Here is a 17,020-nt window from a genome sequence, read left to right on the forward strand (position 1 = left end):
ACTTCGCTCGAACTAGGTTCCGCTCATGCGCTCCTCACGCCGATCCCTCCTGGCTGCCGGCCTCGTCCTGATCTCCGCGACCGGCCTGTTCGGATCTGCGGCCCTGGCCGAGGATCCGAAGGAGATCCGCCTGGATTGGGCGACCTACAATCCGGTCGGCCTCCTCCTGAAGGACAAGGGGTTTCTGGAAGAGGCCCTCAAGCCGAAAGGCGTCCGGGTGCGCTGGGTCCAGTCGCTCGGCTCCAACAAGGCGCTCGAATTCCTGAATGCTGGCGCAATCGATATCGGCTCGGCCGCCGGCGCCGCCGCTTTGGTCGCGCGGATCAACGGCAATCCGATCAAGGCGGTCTACGCCTTCTCACGTCCCGAATGGACGGCGTTGGTCACCCGTAAAGAGACCGGCATCGCCAAGCCCGCCGACCTGAAGGGCAAGCGCGTCGCCGTCACCCGGGGCACCGATCCGCACATCTTCCTCATCCGCGCGCTTCAGGGCGCAGGCCTGACCGAGAAGGATGCGAAGCTCGTCCTGCTGCAGCACCCGGATGGGCGCACGGCCCTCGACCGCGGCGATGTCGATGCCTGGGCCGGTCTCGATCCGCTAATGGCGGCGGCCGAGATCGAGAACGGCGACGTCCTGTTCTACCGCGATCCGGCGGCCAACACCTGGGGCCTGCTGGACGTGCGCGAGGACTTCGCCAAGGCCCATCCCGATCTGGTCCGCACGGTTATCGCCGCCTACGAGCAGGCGCGCGCCTACGCGCTGGCGAACCCGCAGGCCCTCTCGGCGGCCCTGGTCGCCGCGACCAAGCTCCCCGAACCCGTGATCGCCCGCCAGCTCGAGCGTACCGACCTGTCCCAGCCGACGATCGGGCCGGCACAGGCCGAATCGATCAAGGCCGCCGGCCTCGCCCTGCAACAGGCCGGCGTGATCCCCGCCGCCACGGATGTCACCGTGGCGGTCGACGGCCTGCTCGATTCCGGCTTCAACCCCGTCGCGACGCGTTGAGAGCCGGGGCGCTGATGCGGCAGGGCGGCCGCGTCGGCCTCGGGCTCGTCCTGCCGCTGGCCTTGGCGATCGGCTGGGAGATCGCGGTCGATACCGGCCTGGTCTCCGGCCGCCTGCTGCCGCCGCCGAGCCGGATCGGCGCGACGCTGCTGGACCTGGCGGCCTCGGGTGACCTCCTCATGCATGTCGAGGCGACGCTGATCCGGGTCGGTCTCGGCTTCCTCTGGGGGGCCGCCGCCGGGATCCTGGCGGGCGCGCTGGTCGCGACGCTTCCGACCCTGCGCTGGCTCCTCGATCCGACCTTGCAGGCCCTGCGGGCCGTGCCGTCGCTGGCCTGGGTCCCGCTGTTTATCCTGTGGTTCGGGATCCTCGAGACGCCGAAGGTGCTGCTGATCGCCGTGGGAGTGTTCTTCCCAGTCTATGTCGGGGTCTCCGGCGCGATCGCCTCGGTGGACCGCAAGCTCGTCGAGGTCGGGCGTATTTTCCGGCTGTCGCGGTTTGCACTGGCCTGGCGGATCCTCCTGCCCGCGGTGCTGCCGGCGACCCTGGTCGGGTTGCGCACGGGGCTCGGCCTCGGCTTCCTGTTCGTGGTGGCGGCGGAGTTGATGGGCGCCTCGGAGGGCCTCGGCTACCTGCTGGTCGACGGCCAGCAATTCAGCAAGCCGGATCAGATCGTGGCCGCGATCATCACCTTCGCGCTGGCCGGCAAGCTGGCCGATATGGTCCTGGTGACGCTGACCCGGCCGTTGACGCGCTGGCAGGATACCGCCCGGGAGAGCCTGTGACGGGCGCGCCCCATCGATGCAAACGCTCACGCAAGACACGCCCGTGCTCATCGTCGACGATCTCTCGAAGACCTACGCGGACGGCACGCAGGCGCTGGCCGGCATCAGCCTGTCGGTGCGGCCGGGCGAGATCGTCGCGCTCATCGGCGGCTCGGGCTGCGGAAAGACGACCTTGCTGCGGCTGATCGCGGGCCTCGACCAAGCGAGCCGCGGCACCGTGCAGGTCGACGGTGAGACGATCCGCGAGCCGCATCCGCACGTCGGCGTCGTCTTCCAGGAGGCACGGCTCCTGCCCTGGCTGGATGTTGCGGGCAATGTCGGCTTCGGCCTCGCCGGGCTCTCTCGGTCCGAGCGCCGGGCGCGGGTCGCCCGGGCGCTGGAGCGGATCGGTCTGGCCGAGCATGGCGCCCGCTGGCCGCGAGAGCTGTCCGGGGGCCAGCAGCAACGGGTCGCAATCGCCCGGGCGTTCGTGACCAATCCCCGCGTGCTGCTCCTGGACGAGCCGTTCTCGGCGCTCGACGCCTTCACCCGCAGGGATCTGCACGATCAGCTCCTGAGCCTGTGGGGCGAGACGAAGCCGACGATTCTGCTCGTCACCCACGATGTCGGCGAGGCGGTGACGCTGGCCGATCGGGTGGTGGTGATGCGCCCGCGGCCGGGCCGGCTCGATGAGACCATCGGCATCGGCCTCGCCCGCCCGCGCGACCCCGTCGCAGCCCATCATGAAGGGGCGGTGCGCCGGGTGATGGCCGCCCTCGACCGCTCCCTGCGGCCGGCCGTCGCCCAGCAGCCGCTTGCCCCCGAGACCCGTGCCGCGTGGTGGTAGGGTCTCTTCTGAAACCCTCGCCAAACCCCTCGTCCTGGATGACACGATGCCCACCTCCCGCCGAAGCCTGATCGCCGGTCTCGCCGCCGCCGCGCTCCTCGCACCGCAGCACGCCGCCCGGGCGGCCGCGACCCTTCGCATTGGCTATCAGCGCTCCTCGACGCTGATCGCGCTGCTGCGCCAGAACGGCAATCTGGAGCGGGCGCTGGCGCCGCTCGGCACCGGGCTGTCCTGGCACGAATTCACCAGCGGGCTTCCGATCATGGAGGCGCTCAATGCCGGGCAGATCGACGTCTCGGCCGACGTAGCCGACACCGTCCCGATCTTCGCCCAGGCCGCCGGCGCGCGGATCACCTACATCGCCCAGGAAGCGCCCTCGCCGGACGCGCAGGCGATCTTGGTGCCCGAGACCTCGCCCGCCAAGACGGTGGCGGACCTTCGTGGAAAGCGTGTCGCCGTCACCAAGGGCGCCGGGAGCCACTACCTGCTGCTGGCGGCCCTTACGGAGGCCGGCCTCACCTTCAAGGACATCGTTCCGGCCTACCTGACCCCCGCCGACGGCCGGGCCGCGCTCACCAGTGGAGGGGTCGAGGCCTGGGTCGCCTGGGATCCGTTCCTCTCCGCCGCCCAGCAGCAATCGGGCGCCCGGGTCCTGCGCGACGGCGCCGGGCTGTCGCTGTACACGCGCTACTATCTCGCGGCCGATCCGTATGTGGCCGCCAACGGCCCGGTTCTCGCCGCCCTGTTCGGCCAGCTCGCCGAGACCGGCGCCTGGGTGAAGGCGCAGCCAGCCGAGGCGGCGGCACGCCTCGCGCCCCTGTGGAAGATCGAGCCCGACGTGATCCTGCGGGCGAATGCGCGCCGCAGCTACCGGGTGGAGCCGGTGACGCGGGCGGGCCTGTCCGAGCAGCAGAAGATCGCCGATGCCTTCAAGACCGAGGGGCTGCTGCCCCGCCCCGTGGACGCAAGCGCTCTTGGCATCTGGGCGCCGCCGGCGCGCTGAAACCCTGAGAGCCTCTCACAAAACGCCCTCCGCACATTGTGTGCAGAGGGCAGCGCCCGGTGATCGGGCGTTTTGTGCGGTGCTCTAAGCGCGGGGCACGCCCAAGACCTTCCGGCTCTCCTCCGCCAGAACCGCATGACGCACCGCTTCTGGCCCGACGGTTGGCGTCTCCTGGGCCGCCTTCGCGATGAGCGCCTTGAATCGCTTCTTGTCCCAGGACCGCGAGCGCAGGCTTTTCAGCACGGCCTCGAGCACGACCTGCACGGCGCGCGACCGCTGCCGCTCGCGCAGGAGTTCGGCGGCCAGCAGCGGATCGCGGAACTGGGCCGCGCCGAGCGGCACGACGAGGACCGCGTTCTCGGCCAGGGCCGGATCCTCCTCGATGGTCGCCGTCAAACCGTCGGCACCCTTCCGCCGGTTGAGGATCTTCGTCGCCTCGTTCAGCAGGATGTGGTGCTGGATGGGGGCCAGCGCATTCGCCGGAACGTCCTGGCCCGCCAACGCGATCTGCTGCCGGAAGCGGCGGCGGTTCAGGCCGAACCGGCCCAGGTTGGCCTGCACGGCCGAGAGAACCCGTCGCAGGGCTTGCGTGCGATACTCGGCTTTCAGAAGCCGATCACGGAGGAGAGCCGCCGACTCGCCGAGCGGTCCGTTCGGCAGCTGGCGCGTCTGCTCGGCGAGTTCAACGATCACGCGCTGCATCAGGGCGGTGCGTTCACGCCGGGCTTCGTCGGCGGTGAGGCGCGGCGCGCCCTTGCGAAGCCAGACGAAGAATTCCGTCGCGTGCCGCTCCTGAAGCTCCTCGACCTGCAGGTCCAGATAGCCGAGCAGCGACAATTCCAGGATCATCAGGCTGAAGCTCGACGGCACGAACACCCAGGCATGCGCGTCGGTGTAATCCGGACGCGTCACTGCGGCGTGCCATTGCGGTGCGTCGGTCACGGGATTGGCCGGCTCGACCGGCCGAATGTCGTCGGCGGCCCAGGCCCCGACCCCTCCCGATTTCAAAGCCATGTTCAGGGCGTAATCGATATGCGTCCGCAGCGTGTGCCGGTCTCGCCGCTCCAGGAAGGCTGTGACCGCGTCGGCGGTGGCGGAGAGCGAGCGGTAGAAGTCGAAGCACTTGCGCTTGTCCGGCACGGCCAGGATCACGACGCCATCCGGCTTCAGCAACGTCTCTGCGGCACGCAGGAACGTGACGATGTCGGTGGTGTGCTCGATGACGTGGCTGGCGATGAAAGCGTCGAACGTCCCGTGCTGATCGGTCGGGACCGCATCCGCCAGGGAACCGCCGGTCCAGACGATGTCGACCGCCTCGATCCGGTCTATCGTCTGGTCATGGTATTTCTGGAGCAATTCCTCACGCGAGGCGTGATCGACCACAATTGTGTTCCAACCGTCCCGCTTCGGAGCAAGGGGATTGAAGCTGGGGCCGATCTCGATGATCCGCGCGTCTTTGTTCAGGGATCGCAGAAGTTGCTGCGCTCGCTCCATATCCAGCTTAGCTCCTAATTAGCGTCCCGCCGCGTACGATAGCGGCGGATTATCAAACTGCCGTCGCGAAGGAAAATGTCTGGTGGAGAAAAGGCCGCTCGCCGTCGTCACCATGGCGTTCAACGAAAAAACGATGTTGCCGCTCTGGTTGAGGCATTACGAACGGCAGGTCGGGGCCGAGAATTGCTACGTCCTCGATCATGGCTCCGACGATGGCTCGACCGTCGGGATCAACGCGAACTTGATCCGCCTCCCGAGAATGCCCCTCGACGAATGGGAGCGCGTGAACACGATCCGCGATTTCTGCGCTTCGTTGTTCATCGGGTTCAAGTGCGTGCTCTTCGCCGATGCCGATGAACTGATCGTCGTCGATCCGGATGTGGCGCCGTCGCTGGCGCACTACATTGCGGCACGTGACGTGCCGGCGGTCCTCGACCTGTTCGGTTCCGATGTCCGTCATGTCGAGGGTGAAGCGCCGATCGATCTGCAACGCCCCGTCTCGCTTCAGAGACAGTATGTCCGCCCGATATCAACCCTCTGCAAGGCGACGCTGATCTCAAAGCGCACGGATTGGCACATCGGTTTTCATTGTGTCGTCCACGATCACCGGCCGAAATTCAGCGACCTGTTCCTGTTTCACTTGGCCCATTGCGATAACGACATTTTGTTCGAGCGTCAGAAGAAACGCAATTCCGCTGCACCGGTCGGCATCCCGGATTCGCATCATGCCATCGCGCCGACGACGTTTCTGGACCATATCAAGTCGGACATTGCAGGACTTGCGCGCAGACGCGTCGAGTTGCGTCCCGGCGAAGATCTCTTCGAAACGACGAAGAGGATATTTGCCGACGCAATCGAGCGCAAGAGTTGGGCACAGGCGGCGGATCTCTGGCAATTGCCGAACCGCTTCGTCGGGTTGTTCTGATGGACCTGAATACCGGCCCGATCGGACGTTTCGGGTTCACGGCCGCGCCGAGAATTTGACGGCTGGGCAGCAGGTGCGTAGCAGCATGCCCGACGCGAACCTTCGCAAGCCGCCGCTTCGGCCGATCGCGCCGGCCCGCGTATCACGATCCATCGAAGCTGCGTCGGAGGGACTACATTTCTGACCTCGGCGTTCTGAGCGCGCTTCGCTCTTCCGATTTTTGGGCCGAGCGCATCGCGGATCTCGCCCACGCGGCCCTGATCGCCGAACTCGAAACCTGGCCGAAGCCCGGCCTCGTCAGCCCGGTTGATTCGGGCAGCCATCAGGACATGGATGCCGGCACCCTGCGCCGCAGCGCGGCGGCGATCCGACCCTATTTCGCCGACCTCGTCGCCGCCGGAGAATGCGGCACCGGAATGGCCGAGCTTCGGGCGATCGGCCTGAGGGCCGAGGCGGCGATGCTGGCGGCGACGGGTGGTGTCAACGCCCATCGGGGCGCCATCTTCTCGCTCGGGCTGATCTGTGCCGGTGCGGGGGCGGCCGGGGCTGCACCCGCACCGGCCGAAGAACGGGCCGAGGCCGTGGCGCGGCTATGGGGCGGGGCCATCGCCCAGGCGCCGACTTCTGCGGACAGCCATGGCGGCCGAGCCGCGCGCCGCTACGGCGTCGGGGGCGCCAGCGCAGAAGCCGCTGCCGGCTTTCCGACCGTCCGGGCCGTGGGCCTGCCGGCGCTGCGTCTCGGCCGGGCATGGGCGCCGGACGATCCCGAGGCCGCCCGGGTGCAATGTTTCTTCGCGCTTCTGGCCATCGTGGACGACACCAACCTGCTCCACCGCGGCGGGACAGAGGGGCTGGACCGGGCGCAGGCCGCGGCGGCAGGCTTCCTCGAAGCCGGCGGGATCGCGGCGCCGGATTGGCGGGACCGCGCCGTCGCGATCCATCGCAGCTTCCTGGCGGCGCGCCTGAGCCCCGGCGGCTGCGCCGATCTGCTCGCCACGACGCTGTTCCTCGAAGCGCTGTCCGAATCCGCGTGACGCGTGCTGCACCGTTCGGCCGCATGGGAACAAGCGCGGCCGCTTCCTACATCGGCTTCGTCTTCCGCCACGCCCCGGCCAGCCTCGTGTCCCTGATCAGGTTCGCGCTCCTCGCGCTCGTTCTTCTCTTCCTCGTGCCGGTCGCGGTCTCGGCGACGCTGTACTGGTTGCGCGCGGACGGTGACTGGCGCTCGGCCGACCGGTCCAGTGCCGGGCTCCTTCCGCCGGCCGAGACCCATCGGGCGGCGGTCGTCCGGATCTTCTCCGCCCGCACGGTGAGTTGGCGCGGCATCGTCGCGACCCATAGCTGGATTGTGATCAAGGGCAGCGGTGAGCGCCGCTATCGCCGCTACGACTACACGGCCTGGGGCCAGCCGATCTGGATCGACCGCTTCGTGCCGGATGGGCGCTGGTTCGGGAACGCGCCCGAGACAGTGTTCGCTGCCGACGGCTCGGAGGCGGAGGCGATGCTTCCGCGCATCCGCACGGCCGTGGCCGAGTACCGTTACGCCCGGCCCGGCGATTACGTGGTCTGGCCGGGGCCGAACTCGAACACCTTCGTGGCGGCCGTGATGGCCGCGGTTCCGGAGATGCGGGTGAGCCTGCCGGCGACGGCAATCGGCAAGGATTTTCCCTACGACGGGCGATGGATCGGATGGACGCCCTCGGGCACCGGCATCCGGATCAACCTCGGCGGCTATCTCGGGCTGACGCTCGCCTGGGTCGAAGGTCTGGAGCTGAACCTGCTCGGTGGCGTGGCCGGGATCGACCTGCGCCGCCCGGGGATCAAGCTGCCGGCCATCGGGCGTGTGGGGATCTAAAGCATCATCCCGAAAGGTGGCCGCCGGCTTTCGGGAAAAAGAGGATCCGCAACCAGGGACCTACAGCATCCTGCCGAGTCCGATATCCGGTACGATGCCGTAAGGCGGCGACCGACGAGGACGGCTTCGACAGCAGGACGGCCAGCGGCGACCCGGTTCATCCGTCCGCCCAGGCTCAATTGCCGTTGCGAGCCATCTGGGTCCGGATGGGGCTCGCGGCGAGGCTCGGCAGCGGATCCTGGGTGCCCGCCACGACCACGAGGCGCTGGACCTCGCCGCGGAGGAAAGCCTGCAGGAACCGGTCGTAGTCGCGGAACGAGACGCAGCCATTCGAATCGCCGCGCGGTCCGAGCATGAAGGTATGGGCCAGCAGCCCGACGCGACCGTAGACGGCCTCGTTGCCGCCGACCGGCGTGAGGCGGATCGCCCGCACGCCGTGGAACAGCTGCTCCCGCTCCGTCAGGTCATAGGTGCCGGGCGGCGTCGGGCCGCGCATCCGCACGTTCACCAAGCGCGGCTCGTCGAGACCCTCGCCGAGACCGGAATGGGCCTCAAGGCGCTCGCCGTTCGGCAACGTCACGACGCGGGCCACGATATTGTAGACCGCCGTTCCGGCCGTCGGGCGCGCATCCGTGGGGGCGAGCGGCGGCGAGATGCGCCGCTGCGGAACGAGATCCGCCGGCCGGCTCTCCAGGGCCGCATAGGCGAGCGCCGGGGCGCGCTCGACGCCGAACAGCTTTTCCAGGAACGAGCGATCATCGTCCCGGGGCGGTGTCGGCACAGGAGGCAGTTCGCGGCGGGCGATCCGCCGTTCGGCCCTGCGGGCGACATCGGGCGCCCGCGAGGATCGGAATTCGGGAGGGCGCGGGACCGGGAGGGGTACGGTCATCGCCGCGCGCGGCGGCTCGGCGTTCTGGACCTCCGGGGCCGGCGCGGCGTCCGGGATCTGCAGCGGCGCGGGCGGCTCGATCTGAGCCCAGGTCCATCGCGAGAGGGGGCCGCCGATGGCATCGCGCCAGGCCTCGGTCGTCAGGGGCGCGGCCTCGGGCGGTGATTCGGCTGTCGTCGCCAAGCGATCGGGGCTGACCGGATCGGAACTGACCAGGGTGATGGCCGGCGGGCGTCCCGGATGCGGGAGACCGCTTCCGAGGGCGGCCAGAGACACGGCGGCGATCAGGACCGCCAGGGGGGCCGCGCAGGAGCCACGGGCCATCCGGGTGGTGGAGCCGTCCAGGGGCGTGGTGTCGATAGCCATGCGGGCGCCCATGCTCTCGTCGCGGAGCGGGCGCCTGCCGGATCATCGGCGCTGCGGCTCGGAGAAGCCCACAGCGCGTATCGATGGGCCGGCCGGCCCCGCTGGGAGGAAACAGCGGGGCCGGGCCGGCTTTTCTGGGGCAGCGGCGTGGTCGACTGAGGATCGATCAAGACCATTTTCGGGCGGATAAAGGTTTCGCGCTCCAAATTTGGGGCGCGTCCGCCGGCGAATAGACTTCAATCGTTGTCGATCTGCTTTCCGAGCTGCGCGATCGCCCGCTCGTAGACCGACGCGGCATTCCAGCCCTGGATCGCCACGAAGTTCGGCTCGCCGGGCTGGTAGCCGGCGCCGGGGCGCCAGCCGTGTGCCTTCAGGAAGTTCGCGGTCGACGACAGGGCGGCGCCGACATTGTTCAGGTCGCCGGTGCCGTAAGTGAGGACGTTCTTCGGCAGGAACTGCGTGTGGCCGACCTCGCCGTGGGCCGCGCCGCGGGTGCTCGCCGAGAGCAGGCCCCGGTCGACCAGGGTCAGAGCCGCGTAGAGCTGGTCCGTGAAGTATTCCGAGCGCCGGCAATCATACGCCAGGGTCGCGACCGCCGAGAGGGTGTTGACGTTGCCGCGGACCGCGCCGAAGCCGGTCTCCATACCCCAGATCGCCAGCAGCGGGCCCGGGGGAACGCCGTAGCGCTGCTCGATTGACTCGAACAGGGCGGCGTTGGTGCGCTTGAGTTGACGTCCCTTCGACACGATGGTCGGGCCGCCCCGCTTGGCGAGGAACTGCTCGAGAGACAGCTTGAAGCTGCGCTGGCCTCGGTCGGCCGAGATCGTGGCGGTGGAGTAGCTCGTGCCCTCCAGCGCCGCCAGGCTCGCCGCACTGGCCTTGCCGCGCGCCTCCTGGGCGAATTCCCGCTTCCAGGCCTCGAACCCGGCCGCTGTGTTGCCGCACTGCGCGGCCTCCGCCCGCCCGGCCATGCCGGCGAGCCCGGCGATTGCCGCCACAGCAAGGGTCATACGCCGCATTTGTTCGATCACGCGAAACACTCCTTCGGCGCGAAGCCGCGCCATGGTCTTCAACCGAGTACCGGGAAACATCTCGTCGACAACAGGGCGAGATGATGTCGGATACGCCGTCCGCCGGCAGTGTGGTATTCGGACCATAGCGTAGGCCCGAACGTCCGCTGAGACGTCCACGCCTGTGTTTCGCATCATCGTGAACGCGATGATCGGCCGTCGGCGATCGACGCCGTCCGCGCCGCGACAGCGCCCACGGGGCCGTATCCGGACTGACGCATCCATCCGCTAGAGCACGTGCCGCCGAAGTGGATACCGGTTCGGCGCAAGCGACCTTCAGAAGACGAACGAGGGCGTAAGACCGTGTTCGTTGCCGGCAATTGCTTTGCCAGCGAAGCGTATGTCCCTAAAAGACTCTTTTGTGATGTCACAACATCGTCAAAAGACAATCATAGTTTTGCCGGCGGAAAGATCGCCGCGGAGAAACGGTGTGGGGCCGATGACGTTCCGCTTAGCTTTGCGCCTTCGGCGCCGCCGTTTTTTCTGATCGCGGCCTCACGATGTCTGTGATGTCCTCGGCGGATCACCCGCATCGAACGACAGACGGCGGCCGCTCGAAACGGGTTGCCGCACGCGGATCAGCGCCACCGAAACCGGCGCCGCTGCCGGGGCCTGAACCCAGCGTGGTCCGGATCCGAGCCTGAGCCCGGCCTTCCCCCCGAATCCCGGATCCCTCGGCGCGCGACGCAGCCGGGGAGCGGGTGCCTCAACCTGACAGACAGCGAGAGACAGGACCCTATGGCCCTCGGAACGCAAAGCACCGGCTCGCCGCGAGCGGCGACGCTCGGCCCCGATCTCGATCGCGACGGCGTGGCCAAGGCCTATGGCCGCTGGGCGCCGGTCTACGATCTCGTCTTCGGCCCGGTCTTCGCCCAGGGCCGGACCCTGGCGGCGGCGGCGGCCGAGCGGATCGGCGGCCGTGTCCTGGAGGTCGGTGTCGGCACCGGGCTGTCCCTGCCGGCCTATCGGCGGGCGGCCAGCATCGTGGGCATCGATATCTCGGCGCCGATGCTGGAGAAGGCGCGCAGCCGCGTCGCGCGGCTGGCCCTGCGCAACGTCGAGCGCCTCGCCGTCATGGATGCCGAGCATCTCGATTTCGGAGACGCGTCCTTCGACGTGGTCGTGGCTCAGTACGTCGTGACCGCGGTGCCGAACCCGGAGGCCGCCCTCGACGAGTTCGCCCGGGTGCTGCGCCCCGGCGGCGAGATCGTCATCACCACCCGGATCGGCGCCGAGGGCGGCCTGCGCCGCCTGGTCGAGCACACGCTGATGCCGATCACGAGCCGCCTCGGCTGGCGGACCGAATTCTCCTGGGAACGCTACGCCGCCTGGGCGGCGACCGCCCCGGTGGAGGTCGTCGAGCGCCGGGCTCTGCCGCCGCTCGGCCACTTCTCCCTCATCCGCCTGCGCAAGCGCGACGCCTGAGCGCGCAAGCCTTCAAACCAGCCCACCCACCATCGATCGGAGAAGCACGGCATGGCGAGCTTTCTTGAGGCGCTGCGCGTCCAGCGTTGGGACGACCACCGCTACTATCACCACAACCGGATCAACCAGAGCTTGCACGTGGTCAGTGCCGTGAGCTTCCTGGTGGCCTACGCGCTGGCCTTCAAGGATCCCGCGACGGCGGCGCTGATCGGCTGGCTCCTGGCGATGACGAGCCGGCAGGCAGGCCACCTGTTCTTCGAGCCGAAGGGCTACGACCACGTCAACAACGCCACGCACGAGCACAAGGAAGAGATCAAGGTCGGCTACAATCTCCAGCGCAAGATCGTTCTGCTGGCGATCTGGGCGTTGTCGCCGCTGCCGCTCTACTTCGATCCCACCCTGTTCGGCCTGCTCGAGCCGCACCAGACGACCACGGACCTGATCCGCAACGTCGGCTGGATCTGGCTGTGGCTGGCGGGTGCGGGCCTGCTGTTCCGCACCGTGCAGCTGTTCTTCTTGCGCGACGTGCAGACTGGCCTGGTCTGGGCGACCAAGATCCTTACGGACCCGTTCCACGACATCAAGCTCTACCACAAGGCGCCGCTGGCCCTGCTGCAGGGTGAGATGGTCGAGGAGCACGAGCCGCACGAGCACGGCGCCTGAACGTCACCTGGGCATCACCGAGCTGGGGGCTCCCCCGCCTCGGTGATGCCGGGAAAGTCCCGGTTTCAAAAGGTCATCGACCTTTTGCGGGTGCAGGGCGGAGCCCTGCAAACTCGGGGCTGCACGCCCCGAACCCTGCCAAAGGGCCGGCGGCCCTTTGGAATCCCAGATCAGGTTTGGTCCGGGGCCTGAAGGCCGAGACGAGCGCCGAGTTTGCCCAGTCGGATCGCCGCGACCTCGCGCAGGATCGCCCGGCGGATCGCCTTGTCGGTCGGGGCGCCGCCCTCCCACCAGCCATCCGCCCGCATGGCGTGCGCCGCCGCCACGAACCGCGCGGCGACCGCCTCGAACGCCGCGTCGTCGTAGGCGAGGCTGAAGATCATCCGGCCGGTCCCCACCCAGGACAAGGCCAGCCCCTCGGCACGCAGGTAAAATTGCAACATCCAATTGTAGCGCGACGGCCGCGTGTAGAGGACCGTCCAGACCGTGGACATGTTGGCGACCCGCACCGGCAGCTCGGCTTCCGCCAGCAGGGCGTTCAGCCGCGCGGCCCGGGCATCCCAGGTCGGGTCGAGGTCGCGGTACAGGGCAGCGACCTCCGGGGTCTCGAGCCGGTCGAGGAACGCGCCCATGGCGCCCATCACGTAGGGATGGGCGTTGAAGGTGCCGCGAGCGAAGCAGATGTCCACCGGACGGTCGTCCCGGAAGCGCCGCATCAGGTCAGCACGCCCGCAGATGACGCCCACCGGCAGGCCGCCCCCCAAGGTCTTGCCGTAGGTCACCATGTCGGCGCGCACGCCGAAATACTCCTGCGCCCCGCCGCGGGCGAGGCGGAATCCGAGGAAGACCTCGTCGAAGATCAGCACGATCTTGTTGGCCGTGCAGACCGCGCGCAGCTCCTGCAGCCACTGGGTATAGGCCGCGCGGTCGAAGGCGGCCTTGCGGCCGCTGTCGACCAGGGCGGAATCGGACGGCGCGCCGGCATTCGGGTGCATGGCCTGGAGCGGATTGACCAGCACGCAGGCCACATCCCGGCGGCTGGCGAGCACCCGCAGCGTCCGCGCGGACATGTCGGCGAGGGTGAGCGTGTCGCTGGTCGGCACCGGGTTGCCGATACCCGGCTGCACCTCGCCCCACCAGCCGTGATAGGCGCCGCAGAACCGCACGATCCGGCGCCGGCCGGTATGGTAGCGGGCGAGGCGCACCGCCTGCATCACCGCCTCGGTGCCGGACATGTGGAACGAGACCTCGTCGAGGCCCGACAGCGCCTTGAGCCGCGCCACGTTGCCGGTGACCACCGGGTGCAGCGGCCCCAGCACGGGGCCGAGGGCGTTCACCTTCGCGGCGCCGTCCTCCAGGCAGGCGCGGTAGAAATCCACGCCGAACAGGTTGACCCCATAGGACCCGGCGAGGTCGTAGAAGACGTTGCCGTCGAGATCCGTGATGGTCACGCCCTCCGAGGCCGCCGCGAAGGCCCCGGCCCCGAGATGCGCCCGCACGTGCCCGGCATACTGGAATGGCACCCGATACAGGCCGGTGAACTGGAGATCCGAGAGTCCGTCGCGCACGGCCTCGGTCTCGGCCCGGGTGCGGGCGAACCGCGTCCGGTAGAGGTCCGCCAGCCGGGCGAAGCCGTTCTCCCGCCGCAGCGCCACCGTCTCGTCCGGGTCGTCGGAGCGGAAGAAGGCGCGCTCGGAATAGGCGTAATGCGGGATCAGCCCGGCCACGCGCCGGGCCATCCGGGCGTGGCCGGTGAGCGAGGGATGCTTGGCTCGCGACAGCTGCAGGCGCTGAGCAGCCTTGGGCAGAGCGATCACCGCGGCTGCGGCTGTGGCGGACAGGGTGGCGAGGAGTGCGGACATCGCCCCACGCCGTATCGGAGGCAATTCACGGCATGATGACGGTTTCGGCGGGATCACGGCTGCGGCGCGCCCTGGCGCAGGTCGGCGCCCAGGAGGATCTGAACTTTCTGCTGACCAACCGGCTGCCGCGCCGGCTCGCCACCCGCTTCATGGGCTGGTTCAGCCGGATCGAGCAGCCGCTTTTGCGCGATGTCTCGATCGCGACTTGGCGCCTGTTCTGCGATGTCGATCTCAGCGACGCCGCCGAGACCCGGTTTCCGAGCCTCCACGCCGCCTTCGTGCGCGCGTTGCGCCCCGGTGCCCGCCCGGTCGCCCTGGACCCGACGATCCTGGTGAGCCCGAGCGACGCGATCCTGGGCGCGCATGGCCGGATCGAGGCCGGCCGGCTGCACCAGATCAAGGGCCTGTCCTACAGCCTCGCCGACCTGCTCGGGGGTGACGCGGAGCTGGCCCGCGCCCACGAAGGCGGCGCCTACGCGACCCTCCGGCTGACCGCCGGGATGTATCACCGCTTCCATGCCCCCCACGACCTGCGGGTCGAATCGGTCCGCCACATCTGGGGCGACACCTGGAACGTGAACCCGATCGCGCTGAAGCGCGTCGAGGCCCTGTTCTGCCGCAACGAGCGGGCCGTGCTGCGCCTGCGGATCGCCGGCCAGGCCGTGACTTTGGTGCCGGTGGCGGCGATCCTGGTGGCGGGCCTGCGCCTCGGCTTCCTGCCGGCGGGTGTCGCTCTGCGCCGTACGGGCGGCGCCCCGTTGCCCTGCACCGCCCGTCTGGAAAAGGGCGCGGAGCTGGGCTGGTTCGAGCACGGCTCCACCATCGTGGTGCTGACCCCGCCGGGCTTCACCCTGTGGCCGACGCTGCGGGAGGGCGACCGCCTGCGGATGGGCGAGCCGCTGATGCGGTTGCCGCAGCGGGACTCGGCGTAGCGCTCGGGTTCAGGCCGCCTGGACCTTGGCCAGGAAGTCCGCGACCTCGACGGTGAGCCGTTCCGACTGGCGGGACAGTTCCGCGGCGGCGGTGAGAACCTGCGATGCCGAGGCTCCGGTCTCGCCGACGGCGGCGGTGACCGCGCCGATATTGGTCGTCACCGCCTGCGTGCCCTGGGCCGCCTGGGTGACGCTCCGCACGATCTCCTGAGTGACCGCCCCCTGCTCCTCCATCGACGCCGTGACGCCGACCGCGATGGCGCGGAGTTCCACGATGGTCGCGGAGATCGCCTGGATGGCTTCGACGGCGCGGTGCGTCTCGCCCTGGATGGCGGTGATCTGGTGAGAAATCGTCTCGGTCGCCTTCGCGGTCCGCGCGGCGAGTTCCTTGACCTCGCCGGCCACGACGGCGAAGCCGCGGCCCGCCTCGCCGGCACGCGCCGCCTCGATCGTCGCGTTCAGGGCCAAAAGGTTGGTCTGCGCGGCGATGCCGGTGATCAGTTCGACCACCGCTCCGATCTTTTGCGCCCCATCGGCCAGCCCCTGCATGATGGTGTTGGTCTGGACGGCGTCGGTGGCGGCGCGCTCGGCCATGTCGGAGGACCGGACGATCTGGACGTTGATCTCGCCGATCGACGCCGCCAATTCCTCGCTCGCCGCCGCGACGGTCTGCACGTTGGCCGACGTTTGCTCCGCCCCGGACACGACGCTGAGCGATTGCGCCGCCGTCTGGTCGGCGGTCCGGCTCATCGCCTGGGCCGTGGCCTCCATCTCCTCGACGGCCGCCGACAGGGTCTCGGTCATCTTCGAGACCTCGGCGCGGAACGTGTGCGTGGCCTCGTCCAGAACCTGGGCGCGGCGATTCTTGGCCTCATTCTCGACGGCCGCATCCGCGTCCGCCTGGCGTTTGGCGATGAGGGCGTCCCTGAAGACCTGCACCGCGCCGGCCATGGCGCCGATCTCGTCCCGGCGGTCCGCGCCGACGACCGGCGCGTCGAGATCCCCCGAGGCGAGACGGGTCATCCTGCCCGTCATGCCGGTGAGGGGCCGGGCGACCTGCACCAGGACGGTGACGATGCCGTACGCGATGGCGATGATCGCGACGACCAGCGAGGCGACGAGCAGGGCACCCGTCCAGCTCGACGTTGTCCGCGCCTGCTCGAATTCCTGGCGCGCCACCCGGATCTGCAAGGCCGTCAGCTTGCCGAGCGCGGCATGCGTCAGGGTCATCGCGTTCAGGAGCGTGGCATGCACGCCGCCATAGGCGCCGATCTGGTTCGCCTCGGCGTGCCGCACGAGATCGCCGATGAGAGCGTCGTTCCGGTCGATCTGCGCCTGAAGGTCTGCCGCGAGGACCTTCTCTTCAGGCGTCAGATAGGTGGCGAGGTAATCCGCCCATTGCCGCTTCACGATGGCCTGTTCGCGCTGGATATTCTGAACGCCCGCGCGTGGATCGGTCTTCCCGTCCCGCAGGGCCCGCGACGCCTCGACCAGGGCGTCGTAGGCGTCGCGCAAGCCGCTGAACTGACCGAGCGGAACGACGCGATCCTCGAAGACCGTCTGCAGGCTTTTCGTGTTCCAGTAGAAAGCCAGATTTCCGAGCGCCGTCGTCCCCAACAGCAGCCCCCCCAGGACGGTGAGAAGAGCGACGAGGCGGATCTTTATAGTCAGGCGCATCGACGACGTCCGGTGCGAGGCAATTCGGTTCAGCTGCTATGAAGCCGCGATAGCATCAGGCTGGTAAATGCGATATGGAATTGCAACGCGCGATAATATCGTGATTTATATCAACTATAGATTGTCTATTTGTTTTGAAACTGACAGAACGACACGCTAGATCTTTTGAATAAAATATCCTGAAAAACACATTTCGTAGTCAGCAAAATATAATCATACTTGCGCTCGAACATTCGAGTTAT

General features: G+C 68.6%; 15 protein-coding genes. 10 read left to right on the plus strand and 5 right to left on the minus strand.

What is annotated here, in order from left to right; translation table 11 throughout:
• Positions 1-25 precede the first annotated feature (25 nt).
• The 4 genes from MKL20_RS07595 to MKL20_RS07610 are packed head-to-tail and all read left to right on the plus strand — an operon-like array spanning position 26 to position 3,620.
• Positions 26-1,006 (plus strand): aliphatic sulfonate ABC transporter substrate-binding protein, encoded by a 981-nt coding sequence (locus tag MKL20_RS07595; RefSeq protein ID WP_244036164.1) that lies wholly within the window; start codon positions 26-28, stop codon positions 1,004-1,006.
• A gap of 14 nt (positions 1,007-1,020) precedes the next feature.
• Complete coding sequence (locus tag MKL20_RS07600; protein ID WP_244036165.1) at positions 1,021-1,791, plus strand: ABC transporter permease; 771 nt, start codon at positions 1,021-1,023, stop codon at positions 1,789-1,791.
• Between the two features lie 43 nt (positions 1,792-1,834).
• The gene (locus tag MKL20_RS07605; protein ID WP_244036166.1) at positions 1,835-2,617 is read left to right on the plus strand and encodes an ABC transporter ATP-binding protein; all 783 of its coding nucleotides are present in this window, start codon (positions 1,835-1,837) and stop codon (positions 2,615-2,617) included.
• A gap of 46 nt (positions 2,618-2,663) precedes the next feature.
• Positions 2,664-3,620, plus strand: coding sequence for an aliphatic sulfonate ABC transporter substrate-binding protein (locus MKL20_RS07610; RefSeq protein WP_244036167.1), 957 nt, complete (start codon positions 2,664-2,666; stop codon positions 3,618-3,620).
• An 84-nt stretch (positions 3,621-3,704) separates the two neighbouring features.
• On the opposite strand, the gene MKL20_RS07615 is transcribed toward MKL20_RS07610, so the two are convergent.
• On the minus strand, positions 3,705-5,114 hold the full coding sequence (locus MKL20_RS07615) for a class I SAM-dependent methyltransferase (RefSeq protein WP_244036168.1): 1,410 nt from the start codon (positions 5,112-5,114) through the stop codon (positions 3,705-3,707).
• An 82-nt stretch (positions 5,115-5,196) separates the two neighbouring features.
• Between MKL20_RS07615 and MKL20_RS07620 the strand changes: the two genes are divergently transcribed.
• The 3 genes from MKL20_RS07620 (at position 5,197) to MKL20_RS07630 (ending at position 7,894) form a co-directional block, all read left to right on the plus strand.
• Positions 5,197-6,039, plus strand: a complete 843-nt coding sequence (locus MKL20_RS07620) for a glycosyltransferase family 2 protein (protein WP_244036169.1) — start codon at positions 5,197-5,199, stop codon at positions 6,037-6,039.
• A 233-nt stretch (positions 6,040-6,272) separates the two neighbouring features.
• Positions 6,273-7,073 carry a triphosphoribosyl-dephospho-CoA synthase MdcB gene (mdcB, locus tag MKL20_RS07625; protein WP_409568131.1) on the plus strand — a complete coding sequence of 267 codons (801 nt, stop codon included), beginning with the start codon at positions 6,273-6,275 and terminating at the stop codon, positions 7,071-7,073.
• An 86-nt stretch (positions 7,074-7,159) separates the two neighbouring features.
• Complete coding sequence (locus MKL20_RS07630; RefSeq protein ID WP_244036201.1) at positions 7,160-7,894, plus strand: DUF3750 domain-containing protein; 735 nt, start codon at positions 7,160-7,162, stop codon at positions 7,892-7,894.
• Between the two features lie 175 nt (positions 7,895-8,069).
• Here MKL20_RS07630 and MKL20_RS07635 read toward each other — a convergent pair whose 3' ends face one another.
• Positions 8,070-9,149, minus strand: a complete 1,080-nt coding sequence (locus MKL20_RS07635) for a tlde1 domain-containing protein (protein ID WP_244036170.1) — start codon at positions 9,147-9,149, stop codon at positions 8,070-8,072.
• A 236-nt stretch (positions 9,150-9,385) separates the two neighbouring features.
• On the minus strand, positions 9,386-10,168 hold the full coding sequence (locus tag MKL20_RS07640) for a lytic transglycosylase domain-containing protein (RefSeq protein WP_243965616.1): 783 nt from the start codon (positions 10,166-10,168) through the stop codon (positions 9,386-9,388).
• Positions 10,169-10,957: 789 nt separating this feature from the next.
• Here MKL20_RS07640 and MKL20_RS07645 point away from each other — a divergent pair.
• Together MKL20_RS07645 and MKL20_RS07650 are read left to right on the plus strand one after the other, a co-directional pair.
• Entirely contained in the window at positions 10,958-11,644 is a 687-nt protein-coding gene (locus tag MKL20_RS07645) for a class I SAM-dependent methyltransferase (protein ID WP_091861572.1), read from the plus strand.
• Positions 11,645-11,695: 51 nt separating this feature from the next.
• Positions 11,696-12,307: a hypothetical protein gene (locus MKL20_RS07650; RefSeq protein ID WP_243965611.1), complete on the plus strand. Its 612-nt coding sequence runs from the start codon at positions 11,696-11,698 to the stop codon at positions 12,305-12,307.
• Positions 12,308-12,477: 170 nt separating this feature from the next.
• Here MKL20_RS07650 and MKL20_RS07655 read toward each other — a convergent pair whose 3' ends face one another.
• Positions 12,478-14,169: an aminotransferase class III-fold pyridoxal phosphate-dependent enzyme gene (locus MKL20_RS07655; protein ID WP_244036171.1), complete on the minus strand. Its 1,692-nt coding sequence runs from the start codon at positions 14,167-14,169 to the stop codon at positions 12,478-12,480.
• Between the two features lie 32 nt (positions 14,170-14,201).
• On the opposite strand from MKL20_RS07655, the gene asd reads away from it, so the two are divergent.
• Positions 14,202-15,101 carry an archaetidylserine decarboxylase gene (gene asd, locus MKL20_RS07660; RefSeq protein WP_244036172.1) on the plus strand — a complete coding sequence of 300 codons (900 nt, stop codon included), beginning with the start codon at positions 14,202-14,204 and terminating at the stop codon, positions 15,099-15,101.
• Positions 15,102-15,110: 9 nt separating this feature from the next.
• On the opposite strand, the gene MKL20_RS07665 is transcribed toward asd, so the two are convergent.
• Positions 15,111-16,778: a methyl-accepting chemotaxis protein gene (locus MKL20_RS07665; RefSeq protein ID WP_244036173.1), complete on the minus strand. Its 1,668-nt coding sequence runs from the start codon at positions 16,776-16,778 to the stop codon at positions 15,111-15,113.
• Positions 16,779-17,020 lie beyond the last annotated feature (242 nt).

The organism is Methylobacterium sp. E-066, from assembly GCF_022829635.1.
Classification (GTDB): domain Bacteria; phylum Pseudomonadota; class Alphaproteobacteria; order Rhizobiales; family Beijerinckiaceae; genus Methylobacterium.

Coding starts and splice junctions, on each gene's coding strand:
- MKL20_RS07640 (WP_243965616.1), bottom strand. CDS start 10,168: ATGCGGCGTATGACCCTTGCTGTGGCGGCAATCGCCGGGCTCGCCGGC.
- asd (WP_244036172.1), top strand. CDS start 14,202: ATGATGACGGTTTCGGCGGGATCACGGCTGCGGCGCGCCCTGGCGCAG.
- MKL20_RS07635 (WP_244036170.1), bottom strand. CDS start 9,149: ATGGCTATCGACACCACGCCCCTGGACGGCTCCACCACCCGGATGGCC.
- MKL20_RS07600 (WP_244036165.1), top strand. CDS start 1,021: ATGCGGCAGGGCGGCCGCGTCGGCCTCGGGCTCGTCCTGCCGCTGGCC.
- MKL20_RS07610 (WP_244036167.1), top strand. CDS start 2,664: ATGCCCACCTCCCGCCGAAGCCTGATCGCCGGTCTCGCCGCCGCCGCG.
- MKL20_RS07650 (WP_243965611.1), top strand. CDS start 11,696: ATGGCGAGCTTTCTTGAGGCGCTGCGCGTCCAGCGTTGGGACGACCAC.
- MKL20_RS07615 (WP_244036168.1), bottom strand. CDS start 5,114: ATGGAGCGAGCGCAGCAACTTCTGCGATCCCTGAACAAAGACGCGCGG.
- MKL20_RS07645 (WP_091861572.1), top strand. CDS start 10,958: ATGGCCCTCGGAACGCAAAGCACCGGCTCGCCGCGAGCGGCGACGCTC.
- MKL20_RS07595 (WP_244036164.1), top strand. CDS start 26: ATGCGCTCCTCACGCCGATCCCTCCTGGCTGCCGGCCTCGTCCTGATC.
- MKL20_RS07655 (WP_244036171.1), bottom strand. CDS start 14,169: ATGTCCGCACTCCTCGCCACCCTGTCCGCCACAGCCGCAGCCGCGGTG.
- MKL20_RS07665 (WP_244036173.1), bottom strand. CDS start 16,778: ATGCGCCTGACTATAAAGATCCGCCTCGTCGCTCTTCTCACCGTCCTG.